The sequence below is a fragment of the Novosphingobium pentaromativorans US6-1 genome (assembly GCF_000767465.1).
Taxonomy (GTDB): domain Bacteria; phylum Pseudomonadota; class Alphaproteobacteria; order Sphingomonadales; family Sphingomonadaceae; genus Novosphingobium; species Novosphingobium pentaromativorans.
In genome coordinates, this window is sequence record NZ_CP009291.1 from 2,764,754 (window position 1) to 2,788,391 (window position 23,638).

25 protein-coding genes are annotated in these 23,638 nt (G+C 65.3%); 10 read left to right on the forward strand and 15 right to left on the reverse strand.

Annotated features, from left to right (window positions below; genetic code table 11):
• Nucleotides 1–444, reverse strand: a complete 444-nt coding sequence (locus tag JI59_RS12990) for a cupin domain-containing protein (RefSeq protein WP_007012258.1) — start codon at nt 442–444, stop codon at nt 1–3.
• 56 nt (nt 445–500) lie between these two features.
• On the opposite strand from JI59_RS12990, the gene dapE reads away from it, so the two are divergent.
• Nucleotides 501–1,646, forward strand: coding sequence for a succinyl-diaminopimelate desuccinylase (gene dapE / locus JI59_RS12995; RefSeq protein WP_038577613.1), 1,146 nt, complete (start codon nt 501–503; stop codon nt 1,644–1,646).
• Between the two features lie 112 nt (nt 1,647–1,758).
• Nucleotides 1,759–2,997 carry a dicarboxylate/amino acid:cation symporter gene (locus tag JI59_RS13000; protein WP_007012256.1) on the forward strand — a complete coding sequence of 413 codons (1,239 nt, stop codon included), beginning with the start codon at nt 1,759–1,761 and terminating at the stop codon, nt 2,995–2,997.
• A 33-nt stretch (nt 2,998–3,030) separates the two neighbouring features.
• Here the strand turns inward: JI59_RS13000 and JI59_RS13005 are convergent, their stop codons facing one another.
• The 3 genes from JI59_RS13005 to dapB are packed head-to-tail and all read right to left on the reverse strand — an operon-like array spanning nt 3,031 to nt 4,841.
• On the reverse strand, nt 3,031–3,429 hold the full coding sequence (locus tag JI59_RS13005; RefSeq protein WP_007012255.1) for a hypothetical protein: 399 nt from the start codon (nt 3,427–3,429) through the stop codon (nt 3,031–3,033).
• 12 nt (nt 3,430–3,441) lie between these two features.
• Nucleotides 3,442–4,101 carry an endonuclease III gene (gene nth / locus JI59_RS13010; RefSeq protein WP_007012254.1) on the reverse strand — a complete coding sequence of 220 codons (660 nt, stop codon included), beginning with the start codon at nt 4,099–4,101 and terminating at the stop codon, nt 3,442–3,444.
• An 11-nt stretch (nt 4,102–4,112) separates the two neighbouring features.
• Nucleotides 4,113–4,841 (reverse strand): 4-hydroxy-tetrahydrodipicolinate reductase, encoded by a 729-nt coding sequence (gene dapB / locus JI59_RS13015; protein WP_007012253.1) that lies wholly within the window; start codon nt 4,839–4,841, stop codon nt 4,113–4,115.
• A gap of 125 nt (nt 4,842–4,966) precedes the next feature.
• Between dapB and JI59_RS13020 the strand changes: the two genes are divergently transcribed.
• Nucleotides 4,967–5,671, forward strand: a complete 705-nt coding sequence (locus JI59_RS13020; protein ID WP_007012252.1) for an NAD-dependent deacylase — start codon at nt 4,967–4,969, stop codon at nt 5,669–5,671.
• A gap of 19 nt (nt 5,672–5,690) precedes the next feature.
• Here the strand turns inward: JI59_RS13020 and JI59_RS13025 are convergent, their stop codons facing one another.
• The 6 genes from JI59_RS13025 to mutM all read right to left on the reverse strand — a co-directional run bounded on the left by JI59_RS13025 (nt 5,691) and on the right by mutM (nt 11,387).
• Nucleotides 5,691–6,464 carry a HesA/MoeB/ThiF family protein gene (locus JI59_RS13025; RefSeq protein ID WP_007012251.1) on the reverse strand — a complete coding sequence of 258 codons (774 nt, stop codon included), beginning with the start codon at nt 6,462–6,464 and terminating at the stop codon, nt 5,691–5,693.
• On the reverse strand, nt 6,461–6,892 hold the full coding sequence (locus tag JI59_RS13030; protein WP_007012250.1) for a DUF983 domain-containing protein: 432 nt from the start codon (nt 6,890–6,892) through the stop codon (nt 6,461–6,463). The genes JI59_RS13025 and JI59_RS13030 overlap by 4 nt, the downstream gene beginning before the upstream one ends.
• Before the next feature lie 73 nt (nt 6,893–6,965).
• Nucleotides 6,966–7,835 carry a GGDEF domain-containing protein gene (locus JI59_RS13035; RefSeq protein ID WP_007012249.1) on the reverse strand — a complete coding sequence of 290 codons (870 nt, stop codon included), beginning with the start codon at nt 7,833–7,835 and terminating at the stop codon, nt 6,966–6,968.
• A 264-nt stretch (nt 7,836–8,099) separates the two neighbouring features.
• Nucleotides 8,100–9,533: a chromosomal replication initiator protein DnaA gene (dnaA, locus tag JI59_RS13040; RefSeq protein ID WP_038577615.1), complete on the reverse strand. Its 1,434-nt coding sequence runs from the start codon at nt 9,531–9,533 to the stop codon at nt 8,100–8,102.
• A 543-nt stretch (nt 9,534–10,076) separates the two neighbouring features.
• Complete coding sequence (rpsT, locus tag JI59_RS13045; RefSeq protein ID WP_007012246.1) at nt 10,077–10,337, reverse strand: 30S ribosomal protein S20; 261 nt, start codon at nt 10,335–10,337, stop codon at nt 10,077–10,079.
• 237 nt (nt 10,338–10,574) lie between these two features.
• Entirely contained in the window at nt 10,575–11,387 is an 813-nt protein-coding gene (mutM, locus tag JI59_RS13050) for a bifunctional DNA-formamidopyrimidine glycosylase/DNA-(apurinic or apyrimidinic site) lyase (protein WP_038577617.1), read from the reverse strand.
• A gap of 101 nt (nt 11,388–11,488) precedes the next feature.
• Here mutM and JI59_RS13055 point away from each other — a divergent pair, with 101 nt between their 5' ends.
• From JI59_RS13055 to dut, 6 genes are all read left to right on the forward strand, one after another.
• Nucleotides 11,489–12,433: a DMT family transporter gene (locus JI59_RS13055; protein WP_007012244.1), complete on the forward strand. Its 945-nt coding sequence runs from the start codon at nt 11,489–11,491 to the stop codon at nt 12,431–12,433.
• A gap of 10 nt (nt 12,434–12,443) precedes the next feature.
• Nucleotides 12,444–13,175 (forward strand): class I SAM-dependent methyltransferase, encoded by a 732-nt coding sequence (locus JI59_RS13060; protein ID WP_007012243.1) that lies wholly within the window; start codon nt 12,444–12,446, stop codon nt 13,173–13,175.
• A gap of 69 nt (nt 13,176–13,244) precedes the next feature.
• Complete coding sequence (gene ubiB, locus JI59_RS13065) at nt 13,245–14,822, forward strand: 2-polyprenylphenol 6-hydroxylase (RefSeq protein ID WP_007012242.1); 1,578 nt, start codon at nt 13,245–13,247, stop codon at nt 14,820–14,822.
• 74 nt (nt 14,823–14,896) lie between these two features.
• Nucleotides 14,897–15,991, forward strand: a complete 1,095-nt coding sequence (locus JI59_RS13070; protein ID WP_007012241.1) for a hypothetical protein — start codon at nt 14,897–14,899, stop codon at nt 15,989–15,991.
• 37 nt (nt 15,992–16,028) lie between these two features.
• Nucleotides 16,029–17,669, forward strand: coding sequence for a bifunctional phosphopantothenoylcysteine decarboxylase/phosphopantothenate synthase (locus JI59_RS13075; RefSeq protein WP_038577619.1), 1,641 nt, complete (start codon nt 16,029–16,031; stop codon nt 17,667–17,669).
• The gene (gene dut, locus JI59_RS13080) at nt 17,653–18,123 is read left to right on the forward strand and encodes a dUTP diphosphatase (RefSeq protein ID WP_013834268.1); all 471 of its coding nucleotides are present in this window, start codon (nt 17,653–17,655) and stop codon (nt 18,121–18,123) included. The genes JI59_RS13075 and dut overlap by 17 nt, the downstream gene beginning before the upstream one ends.
• A gap of 6 nt (nt 18,124–18,129) precedes the next feature.
• Here the strand turns inward: dut and JI59_RS13085 are convergent, their stop codons facing one another.
• Nucleotides 18,130–18,309 carry a hypothetical protein gene (locus tag JI59_RS13085; protein ID WP_007012238.1) on the reverse strand — a complete coding sequence of 60 codons (180 nt, stop codon included), beginning with the start codon at nt 18,307–18,309 and terminating at the stop codon, nt 18,130–18,132.
• Between the two features lie 216 nt (nt 18,310–18,525).
• On the reverse strand, nt 18,526–19,200 hold the full coding sequence (locus JI59_RS13090) for a DUF4136 domain-containing protein (protein WP_038576145.1): 675 nt from the start codon (nt 19,198–19,200) through the stop codon (nt 18,526–18,528).
• 205 nt (nt 19,201–19,405) lie between these two features.
• Between JI59_RS13090 and JI59_RS13095 the strand changes: the two genes are divergently transcribed.
• Complete coding sequence (locus JI59_RS13095; RefSeq protein WP_038576147.1) at nt 19,406–20,062, forward strand: MOSC domain-containing protein; 657 nt, start codon at nt 19,406–19,408, stop codon at nt 20,060–20,062.
• A 22-nt stretch (nt 20,063–20,084) separates the two neighbouring features.
• On the opposite strand, the gene trpS is transcribed toward JI59_RS13095, so the two are convergent.
• The 3 genes from trpS to secB are packed head-to-tail and all read right to left on the reverse strand — an operon-like array spanning nt 20,085 to nt 23,279.
• Entirely contained in the window at nt 20,085–21,104 is a 1,020-nt protein-coding gene (trpS, locus tag JI59_RS13100) for a tryptophan--tRNA ligase (RefSeq protein WP_007012235.1), read from the reverse strand.
• Nucleotides 21,105–21,122: 18 nt separating this feature from the next.
• A complete protein-coding gene (gene murJ, locus JI59_RS13105) occupies nt 21,123–22,724 on the reverse strand; it encodes a murein biosynthesis integral membrane protein MurJ (protein ID WP_007012234.1) in 1,602 nt (533 codons plus the stop codon).
• 48 nt (nt 22,725–22,772) lie between these two features.
• Entirely contained in the window at nt 22,773–23,279 is a 507-nt protein-coding gene (secB, locus tag JI59_RS13110) for a protein-export chaperone SecB (RefSeq protein ID WP_007012233.1), read from the reverse strand.
• Between the last annotated feature and the right edge of the window lie 359 nt (nt 23,280–23,638).

Sequence of the window (23,638 nt, forward strand, 5' to 3'; positions counted from 1 at the left end):
TCAGTAGGGCGAGCCGTCCTTGTGAACGAAACCAGTTTCGTTGAACGCAAGGTCGATGTCCGGATAGGAGCCGGAGGTGTCCTCACCGGCGCTGATCGCCACGAACACGCAGTCCTCCTCGGTTTCATTGACCAGGTGGTGCCCGTTCTCGACGCCCTTGGGCCAGGCGCAGATGTCGCCCGCGCGCAGTACGGTGCGTCCCTCGTCTTCGATCAGCACGGCCTCGCCGCTCAGCATGACGAGCAGTTCGTCCTCGCCAACGTGCCAGTGGCGCTGGCTGGACCACGCGCCGGGCTTCAGGACGACATGGCTTGCGCCCATCTCGGTCAGCCCGCCTGCAGGCGCGAGGCGTTTCCACCAGCGGCCCTCTACTGCCTTGTCGAAAGGGTCGGGGTAGCCGGTGGCATTGGACTGCGGAATCGCATCGAGATCGATTTTCGGCATGGCTTCCTCTTTACCACCTATGGTCAAGCCCGCAGGCATATGCGATGGGCCGCGATATGTCCCAGACCGCGCCTTCCACTGCAAGCGTTGCCGAGCTTGCCGAAGCCCTGATCGCCTGCCCCAGCGTCACTCCGGCCGCGGGGATGGTGTTCGACTGTCTCGAAGGCCAGCTCAAGCCGCTCGGCTTCGAAGTCGTGCGCTTCGTCGCGGGCGAGGCGCCGGACGGTCCGGTCGAGAACCTCTTCGCGATCCGCAAGGGGCCGGAAGGTTCGCGTCACTTCGCCTTCGCCGGGCATCTCGATGTCGTCCCGCCGGGCGAGGGCTGGACGAGCGCGCCCTTCATGCCCGAGCGACGCGGCGAGCTGCTCTATGGCCGCGGAGCCGTCGACATGAAGGGCTCGATTGCGGCGATGGTCGCGGCCGTGCGCGAAATTCCGCAGGATGCGGGCACGATCAGCTTTGTCATTACTGGCGACGAGGAAGGCCCGGCGCGTTTCGGCACCGTCGCGCTGATCGACCTGATGCGCGAGCGCGGCGACATTCCCGACTTGTGCCTTGTCGGCGAGCCGACGTCCGTCAATCGTCTCGGCGACATGATGAAGATCGGTCGCCGCGGCTCGGTGAACATCTTCCTCGAGGTCGAAGGGACGCAGGGCCACGTCGCCTATCCGCACCTCGCCCATAACCCGATCACGCCGCTCGTCGCGATGCTGGCCGAACTCAACGGGCTGCTGCTCGACGAGGGGACCGACTGGTTCCAGGCCTCGAACCTCGAAGTGACCGACATCACTGTCGGCAATCCCGCGCACAACGTGATTCCCGCCAAGGCGATGGCGCGCATCTCGATCCGCTTCAACGACCTGCATACGGGCGCGGAGCTGGGCGCGCGCGTGACCGAGATTGCCGAGAAGCACGGCGGCACCGCCCGCCCGGTGATCTCTGGCGAGGCATTCCTGACCGAGCCGGGCGCGTTCTCCGACCTCCTTGCCGACGCGATCCGCGCAGAGACCGGCGTCGAACCGGAACTGTCGACCAGCGGCGGCACGTCCGACGCGCGCTTCCTCAAGGACATTTCGCCGGTCATCGAATTCGGCCTGTGCAACGCGACGATGCACAAGCGCGACGAGGCCGTGGCACTGGAAGACCTCGAGGTTCTGGCCCGGATCTATCGAAGGACGGTACAAAACGCTCTGAAGGCTTGAATTATCGCCCTGCGCTTGCGAGCCTCGGGCGATAATCTTGATCGCGTCGCCCCTTCGCGGTGACGGCCAGTGGCCTGCGGGTTTCCTCCCGCAGTGCCGGAAGGGGTAATCGATGCTGCGTTTCTGGTTTGCCGTGCCGCTTTGGCAGCGCGTGGTCGCTGCACTCGTCCTGGGCGTGATCACCGGGCTGCTGTGGGGGCCCGAAGCCGAATCGATCAAGTGGATCGGCGACTTCTTCATCAAGTCGATCAAGATGCTGGTCGTGCCGCTGATCTTCGTCTCTATCGTCGGCGGCGTCGCTTCTATCGGCGACTTGCGCAAGCTGGGCGCGGTCGGCTGGCGGGCGATGGTACTGTTCGTGGTGACCGGCCAGATCGCCGTCTGGCTTGGCCTTGCCCTCGGCACGATCTTCGCGCCGGGTATCGGCGTCGATACGAGCGCGATTGCGGCGGGCGCGACGCCCGAGCCCGTGGCAACCAGCGCGGTCGACATGATCCTCTCGATGGTGCCGGAAAGCCCGGTCAAGGTGATGGCCGATGCGCAGGTTCTCCCGCTCATCGTCTTTGCCCTGCTGATCGGCATCGGCATCGTCATGGCCAAGGAGGAAGGCCAGCCGCTCGTCCGCGTCTTCGATAGCGGCTCGATCGTCATGCAGAAGGTGACGATGATCGTCATGGAGTTGACCCCGTTCGGCGTCTTCTCGCTGATGGCGTGGGTCGCAGGGACGCTGGGGCAGGATGCCCTCGTCGCGCTGGCCAAGCTCGTCGCGCTCAATTACCTGGGCTGCCTGCTGATCATTGGCGTCATGTACACCGCGATCATCAAGTTCCTGGCCCGTCTGCCGGTACGCCACTTCTTCCGCGGCATCATCGACGCCATGGCAGTTGCCTATTCGACAGCCTCTTCCAATGCGACCCTGCCGGTGACGCTGCGCTGCGCAGAACGCAACCTGGGCGTGAGCCGTCCGACCGCCAGCTTCGTCGTCTCGCTGGGGGCGACGATCAACATGGACGGCACGGCGATGTACCTGGGTCTGGCCACCCTGTTCGGCGCCCAGATCTTCGGCATTCATCTCGGCTTTTCGGACTACATCGTGATCTCCGTGCTCGCGACGCTCGGCTCGGTCGGCGCGGCCGGCATTCCGGGGGCCGGACTGATCATGATGGCATTGGTGTTCGGGGCCGTCGGCGTCCCGCTGGAGACCATCGCCTTCGTCGCCGGGGTGGACCGGATCATGGACATGATGCGCACCGCCACCAACGTCACCGGCGATTCGGCGGTGACGACGGCGGTTGCGGTCATGACGAACGAGATCGACACGGCCGAAATGATCAGCGCCGACGACGTCTAGGCGATTGCCTGGCGCCGCGCCTGCCGGACCGGCTTACTTGTCGAGCAGCTTGACCGGTACGAAGTCGCCCAGCCCGCAGGCCCCTTCGCGCTGGTACTGGCCGCCGTACTGGCGGATGGGATAGATGATGTCGTTGCTGCACAGCTGCGTCAGCGAAGTTTCGAAGCTGAAGCTGTCCGCGGATTTCAGGCCAGGGCACTTGTGGGGCAGCGTGACGCGCCAGACCTTGCTTCCGGCGCCGCCGATGAAATCGATGGTCCAGTCGTCGCGGATGCGGGTGGTCGAATAACTGGTGAGCGGCAGGCAACTCACGGCCTTGCCGATCACTTCTGCCGCCGGTGAGGCCGACGGTGCCTCGCCCGGCGCGGTCTTCGCGCAGGCGGTGAGCGCCAGCGGCAGCACGGCAATGGACAATGCGATGGAACGCTTCATGGCAACCTCCTGTCAGGAAGCCTTTTTCGCGGCTCCCTTCTCCATGATCTTGGGCTTGTAGCCGCACAAGTCAACGACCGGGCATCGCCAGCATTCGGGGCTGCGAGCCTTGCAGATGTATCGGCCGTGCAGGATCAGCCAGTGGTGCGCGCCGACGCGAAAAGGGGCCGGCACCTTTTTCTCAAGCTGCTTTTCGACCGCGAGCGGGGTCTTGCCCTTGGCGAGCCCGGTGCGGTTGCCGACGCGGAAGATATGCGTGTCGACAGCAAAGGTCTCGGCTCCGAAGGCGCAGTTCATGACGACGTTCGCGGTCTTGCGGCCGACGCCCGGCAATTCGACGAGCGCGTCACGGTCCTGCGGCACTTTGCCGTCGTAACGCTCGACCAGGATCTCGGACAGGGCGATGACGTTCTTCGCCTTGGAGTTGAACAGGCCGATCGTCTTGATGTGCTCCTTCAGCCCCTCTTCCCCCAGCGCGACCATCTGCGCGGGGGTCTTTACCTCGCGAAACAGGGCGCGGGTGGCCTTGTTGACGCCGACGTCGGTCGCCTGCGCGGAGAGCACCACGGCGACGAGGAGCTGGTAGGTATTGCCGAATTCCAGCTCCGTCTCGGGCGAGGGGTTCAGCTCGGCCAGGCGCCGGAAGAACTCGAAGACGTTGTCCTTCTTCACCGGATTGCGCCCTAGAGCCCGAGGACCTCGGGCATTGTGTAGCGGCCGGGCTTGCGCTCCAGCATCCACTGCGCCGCCTTAACCGCGCCGCGCGCGAAGATGCCCCGGTTCTCGGCCATGTGCGACAGGGCGAGGCGCTCGTTCTCGGCCAGGAAATGAACCGTGTGATCGCCCGCCACGGTGCCGCCGCGCAGGGCGGCAAAGCCGATAGTGCCGGCCTCGCGCTTGCCGGTGATGCCGTCGCGGCCGCGCTCGGAATTGTCCGCCAGCGCAATGCCGCGCCCCTTGGCGGCAGCCTCGCCCAGCAGCAGGGCGGTGCCCGAGGGCGCGTCGACCTTCATGCGGTGATGGGTCTCGACGATCTCGATGTCCCAGTCTTCGCCCAGGCGGCTCGCGACCTCGCGCACGAGATGCGCCAGCAGGGTGACGCCCAGCGAGGTATTGCCGGTCTGCAGCACCGGAATCGATTCGGCCGCCGTGTCGATCAGCCAGTGGTGGCGTTCCTCAAGGCCGGTGGTGCCGACAACGATCGGCTTGTTCGCGGCCATGGCCGCTTCGAGATTGCCTTCGAGCGCACCGGGGCTGGAAAAGTCGATCAGGACATCGGCCTTGGCGGCCAGCGCGGCGACGTCGCCGTCCTTGTCCACTCCGCCCGCCAGTTCCTCGCCCGCCGCACCGATCGCTTCCGCGATTGCGCGTCCCATGCGACCTTCGCTGCCGATGATTCCGATACGTGCCACGTTACAATCTCCATGGGGGCGGCAAGCCGAACTTGTTTCGGCGTGGTTCGTGCCCCAGACATCGTCCTGCGCATGGCGAAAAACGGCCCCTGAAACAAGGTCGGGGTGATGCTACGGGAATTTGCATGAACCAGATCCGCAATATCGTGATCCTCACAGGTGCCGGGGTTTCGGCCGAAAGCGGCATCGACACCTTCCGCGATGCCGGCGGTTTGTGGGAGCAGCACCGGGTCGAGGACGTGGCGACGCCCGAGGCATTTGCCCGCGACCCCGAGCTTGTCCTGCGCTTCTACGACATGCGGCGCGAGGCGATTCAGACCAAGCAGCCCAATGCCGCGCACCACGCCCTTGCCCGGCTCGATGCCGAGTGGCGGGGGGAACTGCTGATCGTCACCCAGAACGTCGACGACCTGCACGAGCGGGCCGGGGCGACGCGGGTCCTGCACATGCACGGCGAACACCTCAACGCCTGGTGCACTGCCTGCGACGAGCGCTCGCCCTGGACCGGTCCGTTGCTGGATCGTCCGGCCTGCCCCGAATGCGGGGTGGCCGCGCTGCGGCCCGACGTCGTGTGGTTCGGCGAGATGCCCTATCGTATGGAAGAGATCTTCGCGGCCCTGCGCGAGGCGGACCTGTTCGTCTCGATCGGTACTTCGGGCGCGGTCTATCCCGCTGCAGGCTTCGTGCGCAATGCGCGGGAGCTGGGGGCGGCGACGCTCGAACTCAACCTGGAGCCGAGCCAGGGCAGCAGCTGGTTCGACGAGTCGCGGCACGGCCCGGCGACCGAAGTGGTGCCGGCCTGGGTGGACGAGCTGCTGACCCGGAAATGAGCCCGGGGGCGGCGCAGCGTCAGGCTGGGAAGCCGCAGCCCTTGCAACCGGGGTCCTTGGCGATTCGCAGCTGGCGCATCGAGGGGGCGAGGCCGTCGATGAGATGGAGCGTACCGAACTGCGGCTCGCCCAGCGCGGCGCGGCCGGCAAGCAGGACGCGCATGGCATGCATGGCTGCGAAAGTGCCGACCATGCCGACCATCGCGCCCAGTACGCCGTCGGCGGCACAAGTGTCGCAATCCTCGGCATCGAAGGCATCGCCCACGAAGCAGCGGTAGCAAGGCTGGTCGGGCAGGTGGCCGGCGAAGTTCGCGACCTGGCCCTGAAATCGTCCCACTGCGGCGCTCGTCAGCGGAAGGCTCAGTTTGACGCAGGCATCTGACACCAGCAGGCGAGTCGCGAAGTTGTCACAACCGTCCAGTACGAGGCTCGCGCCGGCGAGGATCTGTGCGACGTTTTCTATTTTTACCCGCTGGACGATCGCACGGACCTCAAGGCCAAGATCAAAACGCCGCACCCATTCGGCCGCCGCTTCCGCCTTGGGCTTGCCGATATCAGACGGCGTGAAAATCGTCTGGCGCTGGAGGTTGCTGACGTCGACGACGTCGTCATCCACCAGGGTCAGTCGGCCTATGCCGGCTGCGGCGAGATATTGAAGGGCAGGACTGCCGATCCCGCCGCAGCCGACTAACACCACGTGGGCTTCGGCCAGCGCCATCTGTCCCGCACCGCCCACTTCGGGCAGCACGATGTGACGGGCGAACCGCTCGAGTCGATCCTGCTTAAGCGTCATACCTGGTCCGAACCTGCCTTTGTGCCCTCATTTTCGGGCAGTCTTTCCTTGCTGAAGCCGTGCAGTCCGTACCACCACTGCGCGGCGATGACCGCGCCTTTCGAAGGTTGAAGCAAGCCCAGCATCATCACCAGTGCGAGCGGCACCAGGATCGCGAACATGCCGGCGGGGCCCAGGTCGAAGTCCTTGGACAACGCGATGATCAGCGGCGCCATCAGGTGGCCGGTGACGATGATGGCGATGTAGGCAGGGAAATCGTCGGCGCGTTGCGGGCTCCAGTCGACTCCGCAATGCGGACAGGCGTCGAGCGGCTTGAGCCACTTGCGAAACAGCGGCGCTTCCCCGCAGCGGGGGCACCTGCTGCGAATTCCGCGCAGGGCGGCCTGCCAGAAAGTGGCAGGTAGCGAAGGGGTGAGACCGGGAACCATGGGGCCCGCTTAGAGCAGGAGCGAGGCCGGGGAAAGGAAGAAGGCGCGGGGGCTGGGCAGGCCTGCAGGGCGATCAGTTCTCCTCGACCTGTTCCTCCTCGGCGATCTGCAGGCGATTGCGCCCGCGCGCCTTGGCGACATAGAGCGCCGCATCCGCCCGTCGTGTCGCATCGCCCAGTTCTGGGAAGCTGCGCAGCGGCGCCAGCCCGCAGGAGAAGGTGACCGGCCAGCTGTCGTGCCCCAGCTCGCTGTCGAGCGCGACCGAGGCGCGCAGCCGCTCAAGCACCAGGCGGGCCTCGTCGAGCTGGGTGTCGGGGAACAGGACCGCGAATTCCTCGCCGCCCCAGCGCGCCGCGATGTCGGTACGGCGCAAGCCACCCTCAAGGCGCTTGGCCAACGCGCGTAGCAGCGAGTCGCCGGCGTCGTGGCCGAACTGGTCGTTGATCAGCTTGAAATGGTCGATGTCGATGATAGCGAGCACGGCATTGGTCTTGCCCTGCAGGATGCCTTCGGCCGCATCGAGGAAGCCCCTGCGATTGCGGATCCCGGTCAGGGCATCGCGCTGGGCGGCGGTGATCAGTTGTTCGATCCTGGTCGCGGATTCGTTGGCGGCAGTGGCCACGCCGTGAAGCAGGCGGCCGACGAGATCGGTGCCGCCGTCGGGAATATGCGAGATGCGCTCACCGTTCTGGATCGCCTCCAGCATCGCGGTTGCGCGCGCGATCGGGGAGAGCAGGCCGTGGATCGCCGCGATCCCGAGGCCGGTGCCCACCAGTGTCGCCAGGAGCAGGGTGATGAGGGTGACGGGGTGCCATTCACCGGTGACGACCTGGAGGCTGACGCAGGCAATCAGGGGGACATGTACCGCGCCGAAGCAGATCAGGAGAATCCGCCATTCGTAATTGCGCGGGAACAAGAATGTCGTGGCTCGGTAGAAGCGCATGGGGGGGTGCCTTCTCGTTGCAATTCGGGCTTTGTACTCGAAAGGTAACGGGAAGTGCTTTTCCAATAGTTAATCGAATTTTGGAAACGACTGAAAAATAGGGATTAAATTCTTGTAAGGCGGCTTTGCGTTTTCACGGATTGGCGCAATGCGACCGTCAACTACCCAAATGCAAGGAGCGCGAAAGGCTCGAACCTTTCGCGCTCCTCATGGGACGTCCCTGTTGGGAACCCTGTGCATTTCTCGGGACAGGCCCGGGAAAACTCAGCTTTCCAGCTGGCGCAGCAGCGAACGGACGTCGCCGTCCATGTCGGCATCGCGGGTTCGCAGTTCCTCGATCAGGCGCACGGCGTGGATGACCGTGGAGTGATCGCGGCCACCGAACTTGCGGCCGATCTCCGGGTAGGAGCGCGGCGTCAGCACCTTGGCGAGATACATGGCAACCTGACGCGGGCGGACCACGGCGCGCGCGCGGCGTTTCGAGCTCATCTCGGTCCGGTCGATCCGGTAGAACTGGCACACCGTGCGCTGGATCTCGTCGATGGTGATCCGGCGGCGATTGGCCGAGAGGATGTCAGTCAGCTGTTCCTCGGCCAGCTGCAGCGAGACGGCCTGACCGGTAAGCTGGGCATAGGCGATCAGCTTGTTGAGGCCACCGACGAGTTCACGCACGTTGCGGTTGATCGTCCGCGCGAGGAACTCGATGACGTCGGCCGGCACGTCGATCGACGCGAAACGCTGGAGGCGGTTCTCGAGAATCGAACGGCGAAGTTCGATATCGGCCGGCTGGATGTCGGCGACGAGGCCCATCGACAGGCGCGACAGCAGGCGCGGCTCGACGCCGTCGAGTGCCTGGGGCGCACGATCGGCTGCGAAGACGAGGCGCTTGCCCTCCTGAAGCAGGGCATCGATCGTGTAGAGCAGCTCTTCCTGCGCCGATGCCTTGCCGATGATGAACTGGATATCGTCCACCAGCAGCAGGTCGAAGCCGCGCAGGCGCGCCTTGAACTCGATCATCTGGTTCTGGCGCAGCGCCTGGACGAATTCGACCATGAAGCGCTCGGCAGAGCAGTAGAAGATCCGCGCATGCGGGTGGTTCGCAAGGTACGCATGCCCGATTGCGTGGAGCAGGTGCGTCTTGCCCTGGCCGGTCGCCGCCTTGAGATAAAGCGGCGAGAACTGCGGCTTTTCGCCGGCTGCCATGCGCTGTGCCGCATTGCAGGCGAGCACGTTTGCAGTGCCGGTCACGAAAGTCGAGAACGTCTGCGAGGCATCGATGCCGGCCGGGCCCTGGCCCAGCGATGCGAAGGCATCGCCGCTCAACGCCGCCGAGATGGCATCGCTTGCACCCACGACCGAATCGTTCGCCGGCGCGTGGCTGGGACGACCGCCATGGCCGAGGCGCAGCTCGGGCAGCTGGCGGCGGCCCGGGTGAACGAGAATGCGCACGTGGCGCACGTCGGGACGGGCGATCTTCCATGCCAGCGAGAGACGATCGGCGAATCGGTCATTCACCCAATTCGCCGAGAACTCGGTCGGCAGGTACAGATCGAGCGTACCCGTTTCCTTGCAATAGTTGCCGGGCTGGATCGGCTTGATCCACTGGCTGTGAGCCTGATGTCCCAAGTCCTTGCGCAGGCCCTGGCTGATGTCTGCCCAGTCCGCCGCCAAATTCACGGCTTCCTGATCCTCTTCCATCACCACTTTTCCTGCCTTCGATTTCTTCACAGTCTGATTTGCGCCCTGACCCGCCGAATTACCTGTCACTTGGTCGAACTCCCCTTGCCCGTAACCAACCCCCGAAATTCGGGCCGGATACGGAACTGGCATCACACGATTGCAAGGCAAAACGACCCCGTCACCGCAAACGCGTGTTTGCGGCAATTGTCTTACATGCTTTCGTTATTCCCCGGCCAGTTCCGCAACGGCCGAGGACCTTCATAAGGAGGCCTTGGCCTGACAGGCAAGACGGTCGCTCCAAATAAATAAAATTATCTCGGCTTGACTCACGGGAGACTGCCGAAAAAGCGTCATCTACTAAATTAATCGTTTATAATCAGTACTTTGCTGTGATGCCTATGACGAATCGCAGCTATTCCGTGCACTTGCGGATTCTTCCGCGTCGCAAGACCGCAAACAAGAACGGAGCCGGAGATTGTCTCTCCGGCTCCGTTCTTGTTTCGTGCCTGCGTCACACTGCGATTGGAGCGCTGACTCCAGTCTCAGGTGATTCGCAGCGACTCAGAGAGCGGCGACGCGCTTGCTGAGGCGCGACATCTTGCGCGCAGCGGTATTCTTGTGAAGCACGCCACGGGCAACGCCGCGAGCCAGCTCGGGCTGGGCAGCCTTCAGGGCTTCCGCAGCGGCAGTCTTGTCGCCACCGGCGATGGCGCTCTCGACCTTCTTGACGAAGGTGCGGATGCGGCTGACGCGGTTGATGTTGATCTCGGCGCGGCGCTCATTGCGACGGATGCGCTTGCGGGCTTGCGGCGTGTTGGCCATGAACTTTCCTCTGTCTGGCCGCCGGGCGGCCCAATTGCCTGTCGAATCTGCTGCTGGCGAGCGGACTCGCCGGAAAGCGCGCCCCTTAGCGGCAGGCGGTGCTTGCGTCAAGCCGCAGGCACGGCTGCAAACCGCCCGATTCTGCAGCTTTGGCCCAATATCGGCCCTTCCGGCGAACATGGCCATGCCTGATGCGCGCGGACTCGATGTAGACTCGCAAGGGCGCGGCGTCTCGCCCTACTTCTGGCAGCGCCTGCACCAGAAGGTGCTGCGCCCACCCTGGACGAAGCGCAGGACCGGCGCGCCGCAGGTGCAGGCTTGCCCCTCGCGGCCGTAGACTTGCCAGGACGTAGCGAAGTAACCCAGCTCGCCGGTCGGCTGCGCATAGTCGCGAATGGTCGACCCGCCGGCCGCGATCGATTCGGTCAGCACTTCGCGGATCGCCGGGACGAGGCGGGCGAGGGCGGCCAGGGAAACCCGGCCCGCTGCCTTGTCAGGGCGGATGCCGGACCGGAACAGCGCCTCACATACATAGATGTTGCCCAGACCGGCCACGATCGACTGGTCGAGCAGGAGCTGCTTGATCGGCGCGGTCCGGTCCTTGAAGGCAGCGCGCAGGTGCGCGGCAGTGAGCGCGTCTCCCAGCGGTTCCGGACCCATGTCGGCGAACGGGCCCCATGTCTCCAGCCCATCCGTGGCGACAAGGTCGACCGAGCCGAAACGCCGGGCGTCGTTGAGTGCAAGGACATGGCCGGAGCCCGTTTCGATCACGAGGTGGTCGTGCTTTTCCGGCCGCTCCGGCTCGATCCGCCAGCGACCCGACATGCCGAGATGGAAGACCATGGTCTGGCCGCGGTCGCTATGGATCAACCCGTATTTCGCCCGGCGTCCCATCGCGGTCACCGTCGCGCCGGTCATCACCTGCACGAGATCGGGCGGAAATGGGCGGCGCAAGTCGGGGCGGTTGACCGCAATGCGGGCAATCCTCTCGCCCTCGAGAAAGCGGGCAAGGCCGCGCACGGTCGTTTCGACTTCGGGTAGCTCTGGCATCGCCATGCAGATAGGCGCGCGATGCGCTCCTGTCATCGCTTCGTGATCGTTCGGCCGGGCCGCGCTCGCCAATCCGGCATGTCCCGGCTAAGGCCGCGGGCATGGGCAACGACCGGTCGCACCTTCGCGCATTCCTGATGCTGGGCATCGTCATGCTTTGCTGGGCAGGCAATTCGATCATCGGGCGCGCGGTGCGCGACGATATCCCGCCGCTCACGCTGGCCTTCGGGCGCTGGACTATCGCGGTGCTGATCCTGCTGCCGATCGCCTGGCGCCAGCTGCTGCTGGAGCGTGAGGCGGTACGGGCGGGCTGGCGCTGGATCGTCGCGCTGGGCGTGCTGGGCATCGTGTGCTTCAATTCGCTGGTCTATTCCGGGCTTCATTACACGACGGCGGCCAATGCCCTGCTGCTGCAGGCCTCGGTCCCGGCTGTGGTACTTCTGCTGGACCGAATCATCTTCAAGTCGCGGCCCGAGAAGATGCAGGCGATTGGCGTTATCGTATCGACCCTGGGGGTGGCGGCGATCGTCTTTCGCGGTGAGCTTTCCGCGGTCCTCAACCTGGAGATCGGCGGGAAGGGCGATGCGCTGATCCTGTGCGCGGTCACCGCCTGGTCGCTTTACACCGTACTCTTGCGCAAGAAGCCGCCGGTCAGTGCGCCGGTCTTCCTGCTGCTGACCTTTACGCTGGGCTCGGTAGTGCTTGCGCCCCTGGCCGCGATGGAATGGCTGCAGGGGCAGCGGGTGAACTGGGGCCTGCCGGTGCTGGGTGCCTTTGCCTATGTCGGCGTGTTTCCCTCGATTATCGCTTACTTCATCTACAATGCCGCGACCGCCACGATCGGACCGGCGCGCGCAGGGCAGGGCATCACGCTCATGCCCTTGTTCGGGGCCCTGCTTTCGGCGCTGCTCCTGGGCGAGCGGCTTCATGGCTACCACTTCGCCGGTATCGTCCTGATTCTCGCCGGGATCATTCTCTCGGCCCTCGCGTTGCGCAGCGGGGCAACGGGCAAAACTCCGGTGGCGCCCGGGCCGGCACGACGCTAGAGGACGGCGCATGAACGATAAGGTTTCCTTCGGCTACGAAGAAGTCGCCCCCGAGGACAAGGAGGGCCGCGTCGGCGCGGTCTTCTCCAGCGTCGCGCGCAAGTACGACGTCATGAACGATGCCATGTCCGCCGGCATGCACCGTTTGTGGAAGGACAAGTTCGTGCGCCGCGTGAAGCCGCAGGCGGGCGAGCAGATCCTCGACATGGCGGGCGGCACCGGTGACATTGCCTTTCGCATGGAGCCTTCGGGCGCGGCGATCACGGTTTCCGACATCAACCAGGACATGCTCGACGTCGGCATCGAGCGCGCCATGGAGCGCGGCATCGACAGTCTCGTCTGGTCGCGCCAGAACGCTGAGGAACTGTCGTTCCCCGACCGCTTCTTCGATGCCTACACGATTGCCTTCGGCATCCGGAACGTCACGCATATCGACAAGGCACTGGCCGAGGCGCACCGGGTGCTCAAGTTCGGCGGGCGTTTCTTCTGCCTCGAATTCTCGACGACCGAATGGCCGGGCTTCAAGGAAGTGTACGATGCCTATTCGCATCATCTCGTCCCCCGGATTGGGCAGGCGATTGCCGGCGACGCGGATTCCTATCGTTACCTGATCGAATCGATCCGGCGCTTCCCGCCGATGCCCGAATTCGAGGCGATGATCCGCGACGCGGGCTTCCGGCACACCAAGGTCGAGCCGATCATGGGCGGTCTCGTCGCGATTCACTCGGGCTGGAAGGTATAAGCCAGCCATGGTTCCGATGAGCAAAGCCACGGTGCGGGCCGACGGCACGCGGCAGTCGGATGCCGCCGCGTGACCGGCAAGGTAACCCATATCGCCCGCCTGCTCAAATGGGGGCGGGTGCTGGCGCGCCACGGTGCGCTGCGCGGGATCGAGAAGGACCGCAATGCCCCGGCGCCGGTCAAGCGCCTGTGCCGCATCGCCCGTTTCGGGACGCGCCAGCCCAGGGAGCCGGACTATGCCGGTGCCTTTCAGGAAATCGGCCCCGCAGCGATCAAGCTCGGCCAGGCGCTGGCAACGCGGCCCGATCTTGTCGGTGAAGGTCCGGCGCGCAATCTGCTTACCTTGCAGGACAGCCTGCCGCCCGTCGCCTTCGCGCTGATCCGCGAACGCGTAGAGGAAAGCTTCGGCAGGCCCATCGAGGCCCTGTTCTCCTCATTCGATGAAGAACCCATCGGCGCGGCTTCGATCGCCCAGGTGCATCGCGCCGTGACCACAGACGGCCGCCACGTCGCGGTCAAGGTGCTGCGCCCGCGTATCCGCGAGAAGTTCGCCCAGGACGTAGGCACCTACGAATGGGCTGCGGCGCACCTCGAGGCGCTGGGCGGCGAGGCGATGCGCCTGCGTCCGCGCGCGGTGATCGACAACCTCAAGCGCTGGACCCTGCGCGAGCTGGACTTGCGGCGCGAGGCGGCTTCGGCTTCGGAGCTGGCCGAAGCAATGAAGGGCATCGAAGGCTACGCGATTCCCGATATCGACTGGGACCGCACCAACGGTTCGGTGCTGACGGTCGAATGGGTCGACGGCGTCAAGATGAGCGACCTCGCAGCGCTGCGCGCCGCCGGGCACGACTTGCCCAGGCTCGCCCGCAAGCTGGTGCTGACTTTCCTGACCCAGGCGATCTCCAGTGGCTTCTTCCATGCCGACATGCACCAAGGGAACCTGTTCGTGCGCGATGACGGCACTATCGTCGCCATCGATTTCGGGATCATGGGCCGGATCAATCGGCAGGCGCGCCTGTGGCTGGCGGAAATCCTCTACGGCCTGACCACCGGCAATTATCGCCGCGTCGCCGAGATCCACTTCGAAGCTCAGTACGTGCCGAGCTATCACACGGTAGAGGAGTTCGCGACGGCGCTGCGCGCGGTGGGCGAGCCGATGCGCGGCAAGCCGGTGTCCGAGCTTTCGGTCGGGCAGATGCTCGACGGGCTCTTCGCCATCACCCGCGACTTCGACATGCAGGTCCAGCCGCACCTGCTGCTGTTGCAGAAGACGATGGTCATGGTCGAAGGTCTCGCGACCGCGCTCGATCCGCAGATCAACATGTGGGACGTCTCCGGGCCTTTCGTGAAGGACTGGCTGCGCGACGAACTGGGCCCGGAAGCCAAGATCGCCGACCGCCTGCGCGAAGACCTCGGTACACTCGCGCGTCTGCCTGACCTGGTCCGCCGGATCGAGGAGAAGTTCCCGCCCAAGGGCGGCGCGCCCGAACAGGCACCCCTGCCCGAAGTGGACCTGATCTGGGCCGGGAGATCGGCGCGGGAGGCTTCGGGCAAACCTGATGTTAACCATTGGGGTGGCTATGTTGTCGCAGCGCTTGCTGGGGGCATTGCTGCATGGGCCGTCACGTACTGGAGCATTCTGGGCTAGACCCGAGAGCCGGGGGGCTTGCGCCCGCCCCTGCTCGTGCTCCTGCTGCGCCGCGTTTTTCCGATTGGTCGCCGATGCTCGCCCGGCTTGTCCTGGCGATCCTTGGTCTGTTGCTCGTCGCCTCGGCCGTGGTGCCGGTCGGGCGACCGCAAGGCACGCCGGGAGCCATCGTGGCCTCGCATGCGAAGCCGGTCGACACTGCGGATGAGCCGTACGACGAGGACATCGCTTTGTACGAAGCGGCCATCGACCGCATTCGGCATGGCGAGAATTATTACGATTTCATCGTTCCCGAGCAGCGGGCGCGCAACTATCCGGTGAACCCGGGCCTTGCCGTGCGCCTGCCGACGCTGGCCTATCTCGATGCCTGGCTGGGCGAGGCGGGACAGATCGTCGCCGCGATTGCGCTGATGCTCGCAGTGATCGCCGCGTGGTGGTCGCGGTTTCGCGAGGACGCCTCGCTCGGCCGGCTGCCGCGCATGGCAACGACCATGGTCTTCGTCGGCGCATCGCTGGGGCTGAACCGCCACTATTTCCCGCTGCATGAGCTCTGGGCAGGCATGCTCGTTGCGCTTTCCTTCGGACTGCACCGCATCGGCACAGGCGGGCAGGGCGGATGCTGGGGAGGGGCCTTCCTTGCCGCGGCGCTGGCTCTGGCGATCCGGGAGCACAGCTTGCCGTTCGTACTGCTGATGGCGGCCACTGCGCTTTACTATCGTAACTGGCGCGAGGCCGGGGCCTGGATCGCTCTGGTCGCGGTCTTCCTCGCTGCGCTGTTTTGGCACCTTGCCATCGTCTCGCGCGATGTCCTGCCCAGCGACCCGCATTCCGCCCCATGGCTGGTGATGCGGGGTCTGTCGGGCTGGCTTGCCAATGTCGTGCAGGCGAGCAATCTGCGGTTCCTGCCGCACTGGTTGGCGGGTCCCGCCGTGGTGCTCATGACGTTCGGTTGGCTTGGCTGGAATTCGCGCGCCGGTACCTTCGGTTTCCTGCTCAGCGCGGGATACGGCTTCGCCTTCATGCTGGCCGGGCGCTGGGACAATTTCTACTGGGGGGCGATGATCGCACCGGCGATGTTTGCCGGGATCGTCTTTGCCCCGCGCGCCATCGCCGCCTTGATCGAGGCGGCCCGTTCGGGGGAAGGGCCGCGGTTAGTTGCGGTAAAGTAATTGCGTGAACTTCGATGCTGTTGCACAAGCGCCGACGATGAATGGACCCAGGATTCTTCTGGTCATTGGCGGCGGCATTGCTGCCTACAAGGCCTGTGAGTTAGTCCGCCACATCCGCAAGGAGGGTGGCGAGGTTACCTGTGTTCTGACCGAAGGCGGATCGAAGTTCGTGACGCCGATGGCGCTCGCAGCGCTGTCCGAGAAGCCGGTCTATACCACGCTCTGGGACCTCAAGAACGAGGCCGAGATGGGACACATCCAGCTCAGCCGCGAGGCGGACCTCGTGGTGGTTTGTCCGGCTACGGCGGACCTGCTCGCCAAGATGGCCTCGGGCATTGCCGACGATCTTGCCACGACGATGATGCTGGCGACGGACAAGCCGGTGATGGCCGTGCCTGCGATGAACGTGCGCATGTGGCAGCATGCCGCCACGGTGCGCAATGTGCAGGCCCTGCGCGAGGCGGGTGTCGATGTCATGGAGCCAGACGAGGGCACTATGGCTTGCGGTGAATTCGGACCCGGGCGGCTGCCCGATCCGATCGCGATCTGGCAGCGTATCGCCTGGGCGCTTGGCCTCGGTCCCGTCGAAGTCGCGCCGCTGCCCGGCGACATGCCAAGCCGGGCCCTGCCCGAACCGCAAGAAGATCCGCTTCAGTGGCAGCCGCAGTTCCATGAGCCTGAAGCGGATCTTTCCGAAGGTGAAGGACAGGGACTGGGCGGACTGTCGGGTTCGATGATCTCGCGCGGGCTGAAGAAGGCCAAGAAGGCGATTTCCTTCGGGCACCATGACGAGGACCCCGCAGCCACGCGGCCAGTTGCGCCGTCGCCTGCGTCCTCGCTCCTGGTATCGAGGAAGGGCGCTGCCCGCGCCGCGCCGCCGACCGACCCGGACGCGATCAATCACCTTGTCACCGGCGCCTCGGATTTTGCACGCCCCGAACCGTTCGATGGCGGCGTCGAGATGGTCGCCGACATGGGCGAGGTTCACAATCACCGCGGGGCCGGGACGCCGGAGCAGGCTTTCCCTGTCGAAGGGCCGCTGACCGGTCGCCACGTGCTGGTCACGGCCGGTCCGACCTGGGAGCCGATCGACCCGGTGCGCTACATCGCCAATCGCTCTTCGGGCAAGCAGGGCTTCTCGATCGCCGCCGCTGCGGCGGAAGCGGGCGCGCGCGTAACGCTGGTCGCCGGGCCGGTACACCTGCCCACTCCGCCGGGCGTCGACCGCGTCGACGTAGAGAGCGCGCTGGAAATGGCCGATGCCGTGAAGAACGCGCTCCCGGCCGACATTGCCGTCATGGTCGCGGCGGTCGCGGACTGGCGTACGGTCAATACCGCCAAGGAAAAGCTCAAGAAGCGCGGTTCGGCCCCGCCGGCGCTGCTGCTGACCGAGAACCCCGATATTCTGGCCACCGTTGCCGCGCGGCCCGACCGGCCGCCGCTTCTGATCGGCTTCGCTGCAGAAACCGACAACGTGCTCCAGTATGCCAAGGAGAAGCGCAAGCGGAAGGGCGCGGACTGGATCATTGCCAACGACGTGTCTGGCGATGTGATGGGCGGCGATGCCAATGCCGTGCACATCGTCACCGGCAGCGACGTCGTCAGCCTCCCCGAAATGCCCAAGGAGGATGTCGCGCGCATCCTTGTAGAAAGGTTTGCAGATGCACTCGCCCAGTAACGTTCCCGTGCCGATCAAGGTCCTGCCGCATGGCGAGGGGCTGCCGCTCCCCGCTTATGCGACATCGGGCGCTGCCGGCATGGACGTCGTCTCGGCCGAGGACGTGACGATCGCGCCGGGCGCGCGTCACGCCGTTGCGACGGGCATTGCCGTGGCGATCCCGCACGGATTCGAGATTCAGGTGCGTCCGCGCTCCGGCCTTGCGCTCAAGCACGGCATCACTGTGGCCAATGCGCCCGGCACGGTCGATTCGGACTATCGCGGCGAGGTGAAGGCTATCCTCATCAACCACGGCAACGCGCCTTTCGAAATCCGGCGCGGCGACCGCGTCGCCCAGCTTGTTCTTGCGCCGGTCACGCTGGCCTCGTGGCTGCCGGTGGAGGAACTCGACGAGACCGAGCGCGGTGAAGGCGGTTTCGGTTCGACCGGCGGGGTCGTCGCCCTCGGCAACTGACCTGCGTCAGTCGTCGCGGGCAGCGCTTTCGCGTCTGGCCCGGCGGCGCTTCATGCCATACCAGCCGACAAGGCCGAGCGTGCCCACAGTCGCGAACCCCTTGGCGAGCGAGGAGAAGGCTGCCGAAAGCGCGCCGACGGTCACACCCCAGAAGAGCTGCGACATGATGGCCATGAACGTGTTCATGGCTCGGGCTTGTCCGGGTTCGCGGCGGGCGCGTCAAGCTGCCTGAACGCATGAACCGCGCCGGCAGGTCTTACGGGGCATGCAAATCGGCTGGAGCAAGCTCACCCTCCGGGGGTGGGCAAATGGCAAGCCAGCGGATGCAAAAAAGGACGGGCCCGCATGTCGCAGCGGACCCGCCCCTCGGTGTCTCCCTCTTTGCGCAGGGAGCCTGTCAGATCACTTCTTTTCCGGTGCGACTGTAATGCGCACGGTCTCGCCTGAGTTCCCGGGGAATCCGGTAAACATCGATTCGACGAGATTGGGTACGAGATACTGCAGGCGATTGGAGGTCGAGAGGGCCTCTGCCTTGCCTTCGAACAGCCGCTGGCCGTCGGCCGCGCGGTCGATCTTCAGGCTGATGCCGCTGGTATAGACGGTGTAGCTGTCGACGCCGCCATCGAAGAACGGGTCGTAGAAGCCATAGCGCCACGGTCCGCCCCAATAGCCGAAGCGCGACGGGCCCCAGTAGCCGAAGCGGTTGTAGCCATACCACGGGCCCCAGTAGGACGACGGGCCGATGCCGGTCGAACGGATGCGTTCGCGCCCATTGTCGACGCCGTAGTCGAAGCGCACGATCATGTCCGCCTTTGCCGGGTCTTCGGTCGGGACATAGCCCAGGTTGGCCATGCGATCGCGCACGAGGCCAGCATACTGGGCGAATTCGAGACCGCCGGCCAGCTTGGGATCGTCTGCGACGACGGCGAAAGTCTGGCCCGAGGGGGCCGGAAGCTGGGACTGGAAGCGCGAGACGTCCGCCTTGAACGGCGTGGCGCAGGCGGCGACCGCCATCAGCAGCATGGCAGCGGCGACGAAGCGCAATCTGCCTAAAAATGATCCGGATTGATGTGACATCCTGGTTTTCTCCACGATCCATGCGGGGTCTGTCTTGCCCCGCCTGACGCGACCCGCGATTCCTTGCGATACTGTACTAGATTCAACGGCCTGAATAGCTGTTGAATGGAGGCGCAGCCGCGACGGGCCGTTGGCCTTGTTCAAACCGCCTTGGCGTGCGCGCTTCGGTCTATATGTAGGAAGACAAAGGCAAATGGCGAGTCTGATGTCCCCGTTGACCATTCCGGTTCTTTCCGTCCAGTGCGGCAAGGTGCGCAGCTTTCGCGGCGCGGACGAGCCGAGCGCAATCGGCAAGCGGCCGGTTGCAGGGAGGGTGGGTGTCGGCCGCCTCGGCCTCGACGGCGACGAGCAGGCCGACCTTGCCGTGCATGGCGGGCCGGACAAGGCGATCCACCACTATCCGCACGACCACTACGCCTACTGGCGGGGTGAAATCGGCGCGCACCCGCTTCTCGACGACTTCGGCGCTTTTGGCGAGAACGTGTCGACCCGGGGATTGACCGAGGACATGGTCTGCATCGGCGACCGATGGCGGCTCGGCACTGCACTCGTCGAGGTCAGCCAGGGGCGCCAGCCATGCTGGAAGCTCGACCACCGCTTCGACGGTGCGCGGGTCAACGCCGGCACCGTCAGGGCCCGGCGGCCGGGCTGGTACTACCGGGTGATCGAAGAGGGCGAGGTCGCTGCCGGCGACCTCATGGCACTCGAGCAGCGGCCCTATCCGGACTGGACGGTGCTGCGCGTCTTCGGCCTACTCATCGCAGGCGATCACAAGCGCGACCGGGCGAGCCTGGAAGCACTGGGCGATGTCGCGCCGCTCGCCGAACCCTGGGCCCGGCGGCGTACGCAACTCCTGGGCTGACGGCCTTTCCGCTAAGGGGCGCTCAGCCCCTGACGAGGCCGAGCGCCTTGTAGGTCGCATCGAGCGTCGGCACGGCCAGGGCGCGGGCCTTCTCGGCGCCCTTGTGCAGGATCGCGTCGAGTGCGCCGCGGTCCTGGCGCAGTTCGACAAAGCGCGCATTGATCGGCGCCAGCTTCTCGACCAGCAGTTCGCCCAGTGCAGGCTTGAACTTGCCGAAGCCCTCGCCGCCGAAATCGGCAAGCACGCCATCGACCGTGCTTCCGGTCATCACCGCGTAGATCCCGACGAGGTTCGCGGCTTCCGCGCGGCCCACAAGCCCGGCCTTCTCGGAAGGCAGCGGTTCGGGATCGGTCTTGGCCTTCTTGACCTTCTTCATGATCGTGTCGGCATCGTCGGTCAGGTTGATGCGCGCCATGTCCGAGGGGTCGGACTTGCTCATCTTGGCCGTGCCGTCGCGCAGGGACATGATGCGCGCCGCCTCGGGCGGGATGATCGGTTCGGGCAGGGTGAACACCGGGTTCTCTTCCGAGGCGAAGTCGTTGTTGAACTTCTGCGCGATGTCGCGGGCAAGCTCGAGGTGCTGCTTCTGGTCCTCGCCCACCGGAACGTGGGTCGCCTGGTAGAGCAGCACGTCTGCGGCCTGCAGCACCGGGTAGGTGAACAGCGCGACCGAGGCGCCTTCGCGGTTCTTGCCGGCCTTGTCCTTCCACTGCGTCATGCGGTTCAGCCAGCCCATGCGGGCCGTGCCGTTGAGCAGCCATTGCAGCTCGGCATGTTGGGGAACCTGCGCCTGGTTGAACAGGATCGAGCGGTCCGGGTCGATGCCGCAGGCGACCAGCGCGGCGACCATCTCGCGGGTGTTTGACGACAGCGTTTCGGGCTCGAAGGGCATCGAGATCGCGTGGAGGTCGGCGAGGAAATACAGGCTCTGCCCGCCCTGCGCGGCCATGTCGTCCTGCATCTTCACCCAGTTGCGGATCGCGCCCAGGTAATTGCCGAGGTGCAGGTTGCCGGTGGGCTGGATGCCGGAGACGATACGCATGATGGATGAAGCCTGATGTTATTCCGAAAGATCGACCGGTTCCGCCTTCGCGGCCGGCCGGCGACGCCGTAGCTGGGCAAGCAGGTCCTTGTCGAGAGCGCCGACGACATAGGCGACGCCGAAGAAGACCACGAGGCCCGCCGTGCACAGGGCGCCGAGCGACCAGATCTTCTCGAACACGTTGCCCCCATAGCGCGAGGCCATCGTCGGCACGAGCAGCCACAGGACCGCGCCCATCGCCGCGCTGGCGACGATCTGGCGCACGATGCGCGAGCCGAGCTTGCCGGTGAAGTGGAACCAGCCGCGCAGTTGCAGGATCGTGTAGAGCGTGATCACGTTGAGCGTGGAAGTGAACGCAGTGGCCGCGGCAAGGCCGACGATGCCGTAGATCGGCACGACGACGATGTTGATGGCGATGTTCACGATCAGCGCGCCGGCCGCGATCCAGACCGGGGTACGGGTGTCCTCGCGGCTGAAGAAGGCGGGCTGGAACACCTTGACCAGCACGTAGGAGGGCAGGCCGATGACCAGTGCCACGACGATGTCGGCCATGATCGCCCCGTTCGCGCCGGTCATCTTGCCGCCCACGAAGAAGGCCGTGACGAAGGCGGGCGCGCAGATTGCCAGCGCAGTGGCCGCGGGCAGCGTGAGCAGGGTTGCGATTTCGACCGCATTGGCCTGAAGGCGCTGGGCTCCGGCCCTGTCATCGCTCTGGATGTGGCGCGCCAGCATCGGCAGGATCGCGGTGCCCAGGGCAATGCCGACGATGCCGAGCGGCATCTGGTTGAGGCGGTCGGCGTACTTGAGCAGCGTGAGCGAACCCTGCGCCAGCGAAGTGGCGAAGAAGGTATCGACGAACTGGCTGATCTGGTAGACGCCCGCGCCAAAGGTGGCAGGCAGGATCAGCATGCCCAGGCGCTTCACTTCGGGAGTGAACCTGGGCGTCGTGAGCTTCAGCTTCACGCCGGCCTTGCGCGTGGCCCAGGCCATGTAGGCGAGCTGCGCCACGCCCGATGCCGTCACTGCGACCGCGATCGACCAGGCGACCGTCACGTCGCTGCCGCCGTTTTCGCGCAGGAAATAGCCGGTGAGGATGCCGGTGATCAGCACGATGTTGAGCAGCACCGGCACGAAGGCGCCCGGCGCGAACTTCGAGTGCGCGTTGAGCAGGCCCGAGAGCATCGCCACCAGGCTGACGAGGCCGAGATAGGGGAAAGTCACGCGGCTGAGCGTGACCGCGAGCTCGAACTTGCCTGGGATCGCCTGGTATTCGGCTGCGAGCAGCCAGACGATCAGCGGCATCGCCAGCATGGCGATTGCCGAAAAGCCCAGCAGGACCCAGACGAAGACCGCAAGGACGTCGCTGGCGAAACGGTCGGCGGCATCCTCGCCGCCTTCGCCGGCCAGCGTCCGGGTGTACATCGGCACGAAGGCGACCGAGAAGGCGCCCTCGGCGAACAGGCGCCGGAAGGTGTTGGGCAGGACGAAGGCAAGCTGGAACGCGTCCGCGGCCAGCCCGGCGCCAAGGACGCGGGCCAGCAGCATGTCGCGCGCAAAACCGAAGACGCGGCTGAGGGCTGTGAGGCCGCCGATCGTGCCGACGTTGCGGACGAGACTCATGGCATCAGCCCTTCGGCATCCGGCCCGTTAGCCGCGCTTCGGCAGGGGTCAGGCGTTGCCTGCGGGCTGGGTTTCGGCAGCCTGCTGCTGAGCCTGAAGCTGCTGGACGTAGAGCCCGTTGAAGTCGATCGGCTCGAGCATCAGCGGCGCGAAGCCGGCATCGCGGACGGCGTCGGAAACCACGCGGCGCGCGAAGGGGAACAGGATGCGCGGCGCTTCGGCGAACAGGAAGGCGTGCGCCTGGCCCTCGTCGAGATTGCGCATGCCCACGAGCGCGCAATAGGACAGGTCGACGACATAGGCGGTGCCGGCCTCGGCCTTCGAGGTGCAGGTGATCTTCAGTTCGACTTCATGGACTTCGCCGTCGATCGGGCGCGCGCCGATGTTGAACTGGATGTCGACCTGCGGCTGGTCCTGCCACTGGAAGCTCTGCGGCGAATTCGGGTTCTCGACCGAGAGATCCTTGACGTACTGGGTGATGATGCCCGCGGACGGACCGGTGTCCTCGCCATTGCCGAGGTTGAGATCGGAGATGATGTTGCCGTCGTCGGCCATTTTGCTGTCTTCCCGCAAGTAGGTCTGAAATGAACTCTGGCGGCGCGCCTAAAGCATTTTGCCCCCCTGTGGAACACCCGAAGCGCGTGAATTTGCCTTCCGGAACGGATTCGCGCAGGGGATTTTCGTGAAGATCGGGGTCGCCGGCGGGCTATCGGGCAACGGACGGGCGAAAAAATGCCCCGACCGGGCCACTCACGCGTTGTTCATTTGTAAAGGCTACCTATCTCAGGTTATGTTGAATCGCTGGAACAGGGGCTCGTCCTTCGAGTTGAATGCCTGAAGGGTTGTTTGCCGGAACATGGCGCAATCGCTGTTTTACAGGTTTCCCTCAAAGCGAAGAAGGGATGGAATAAGGA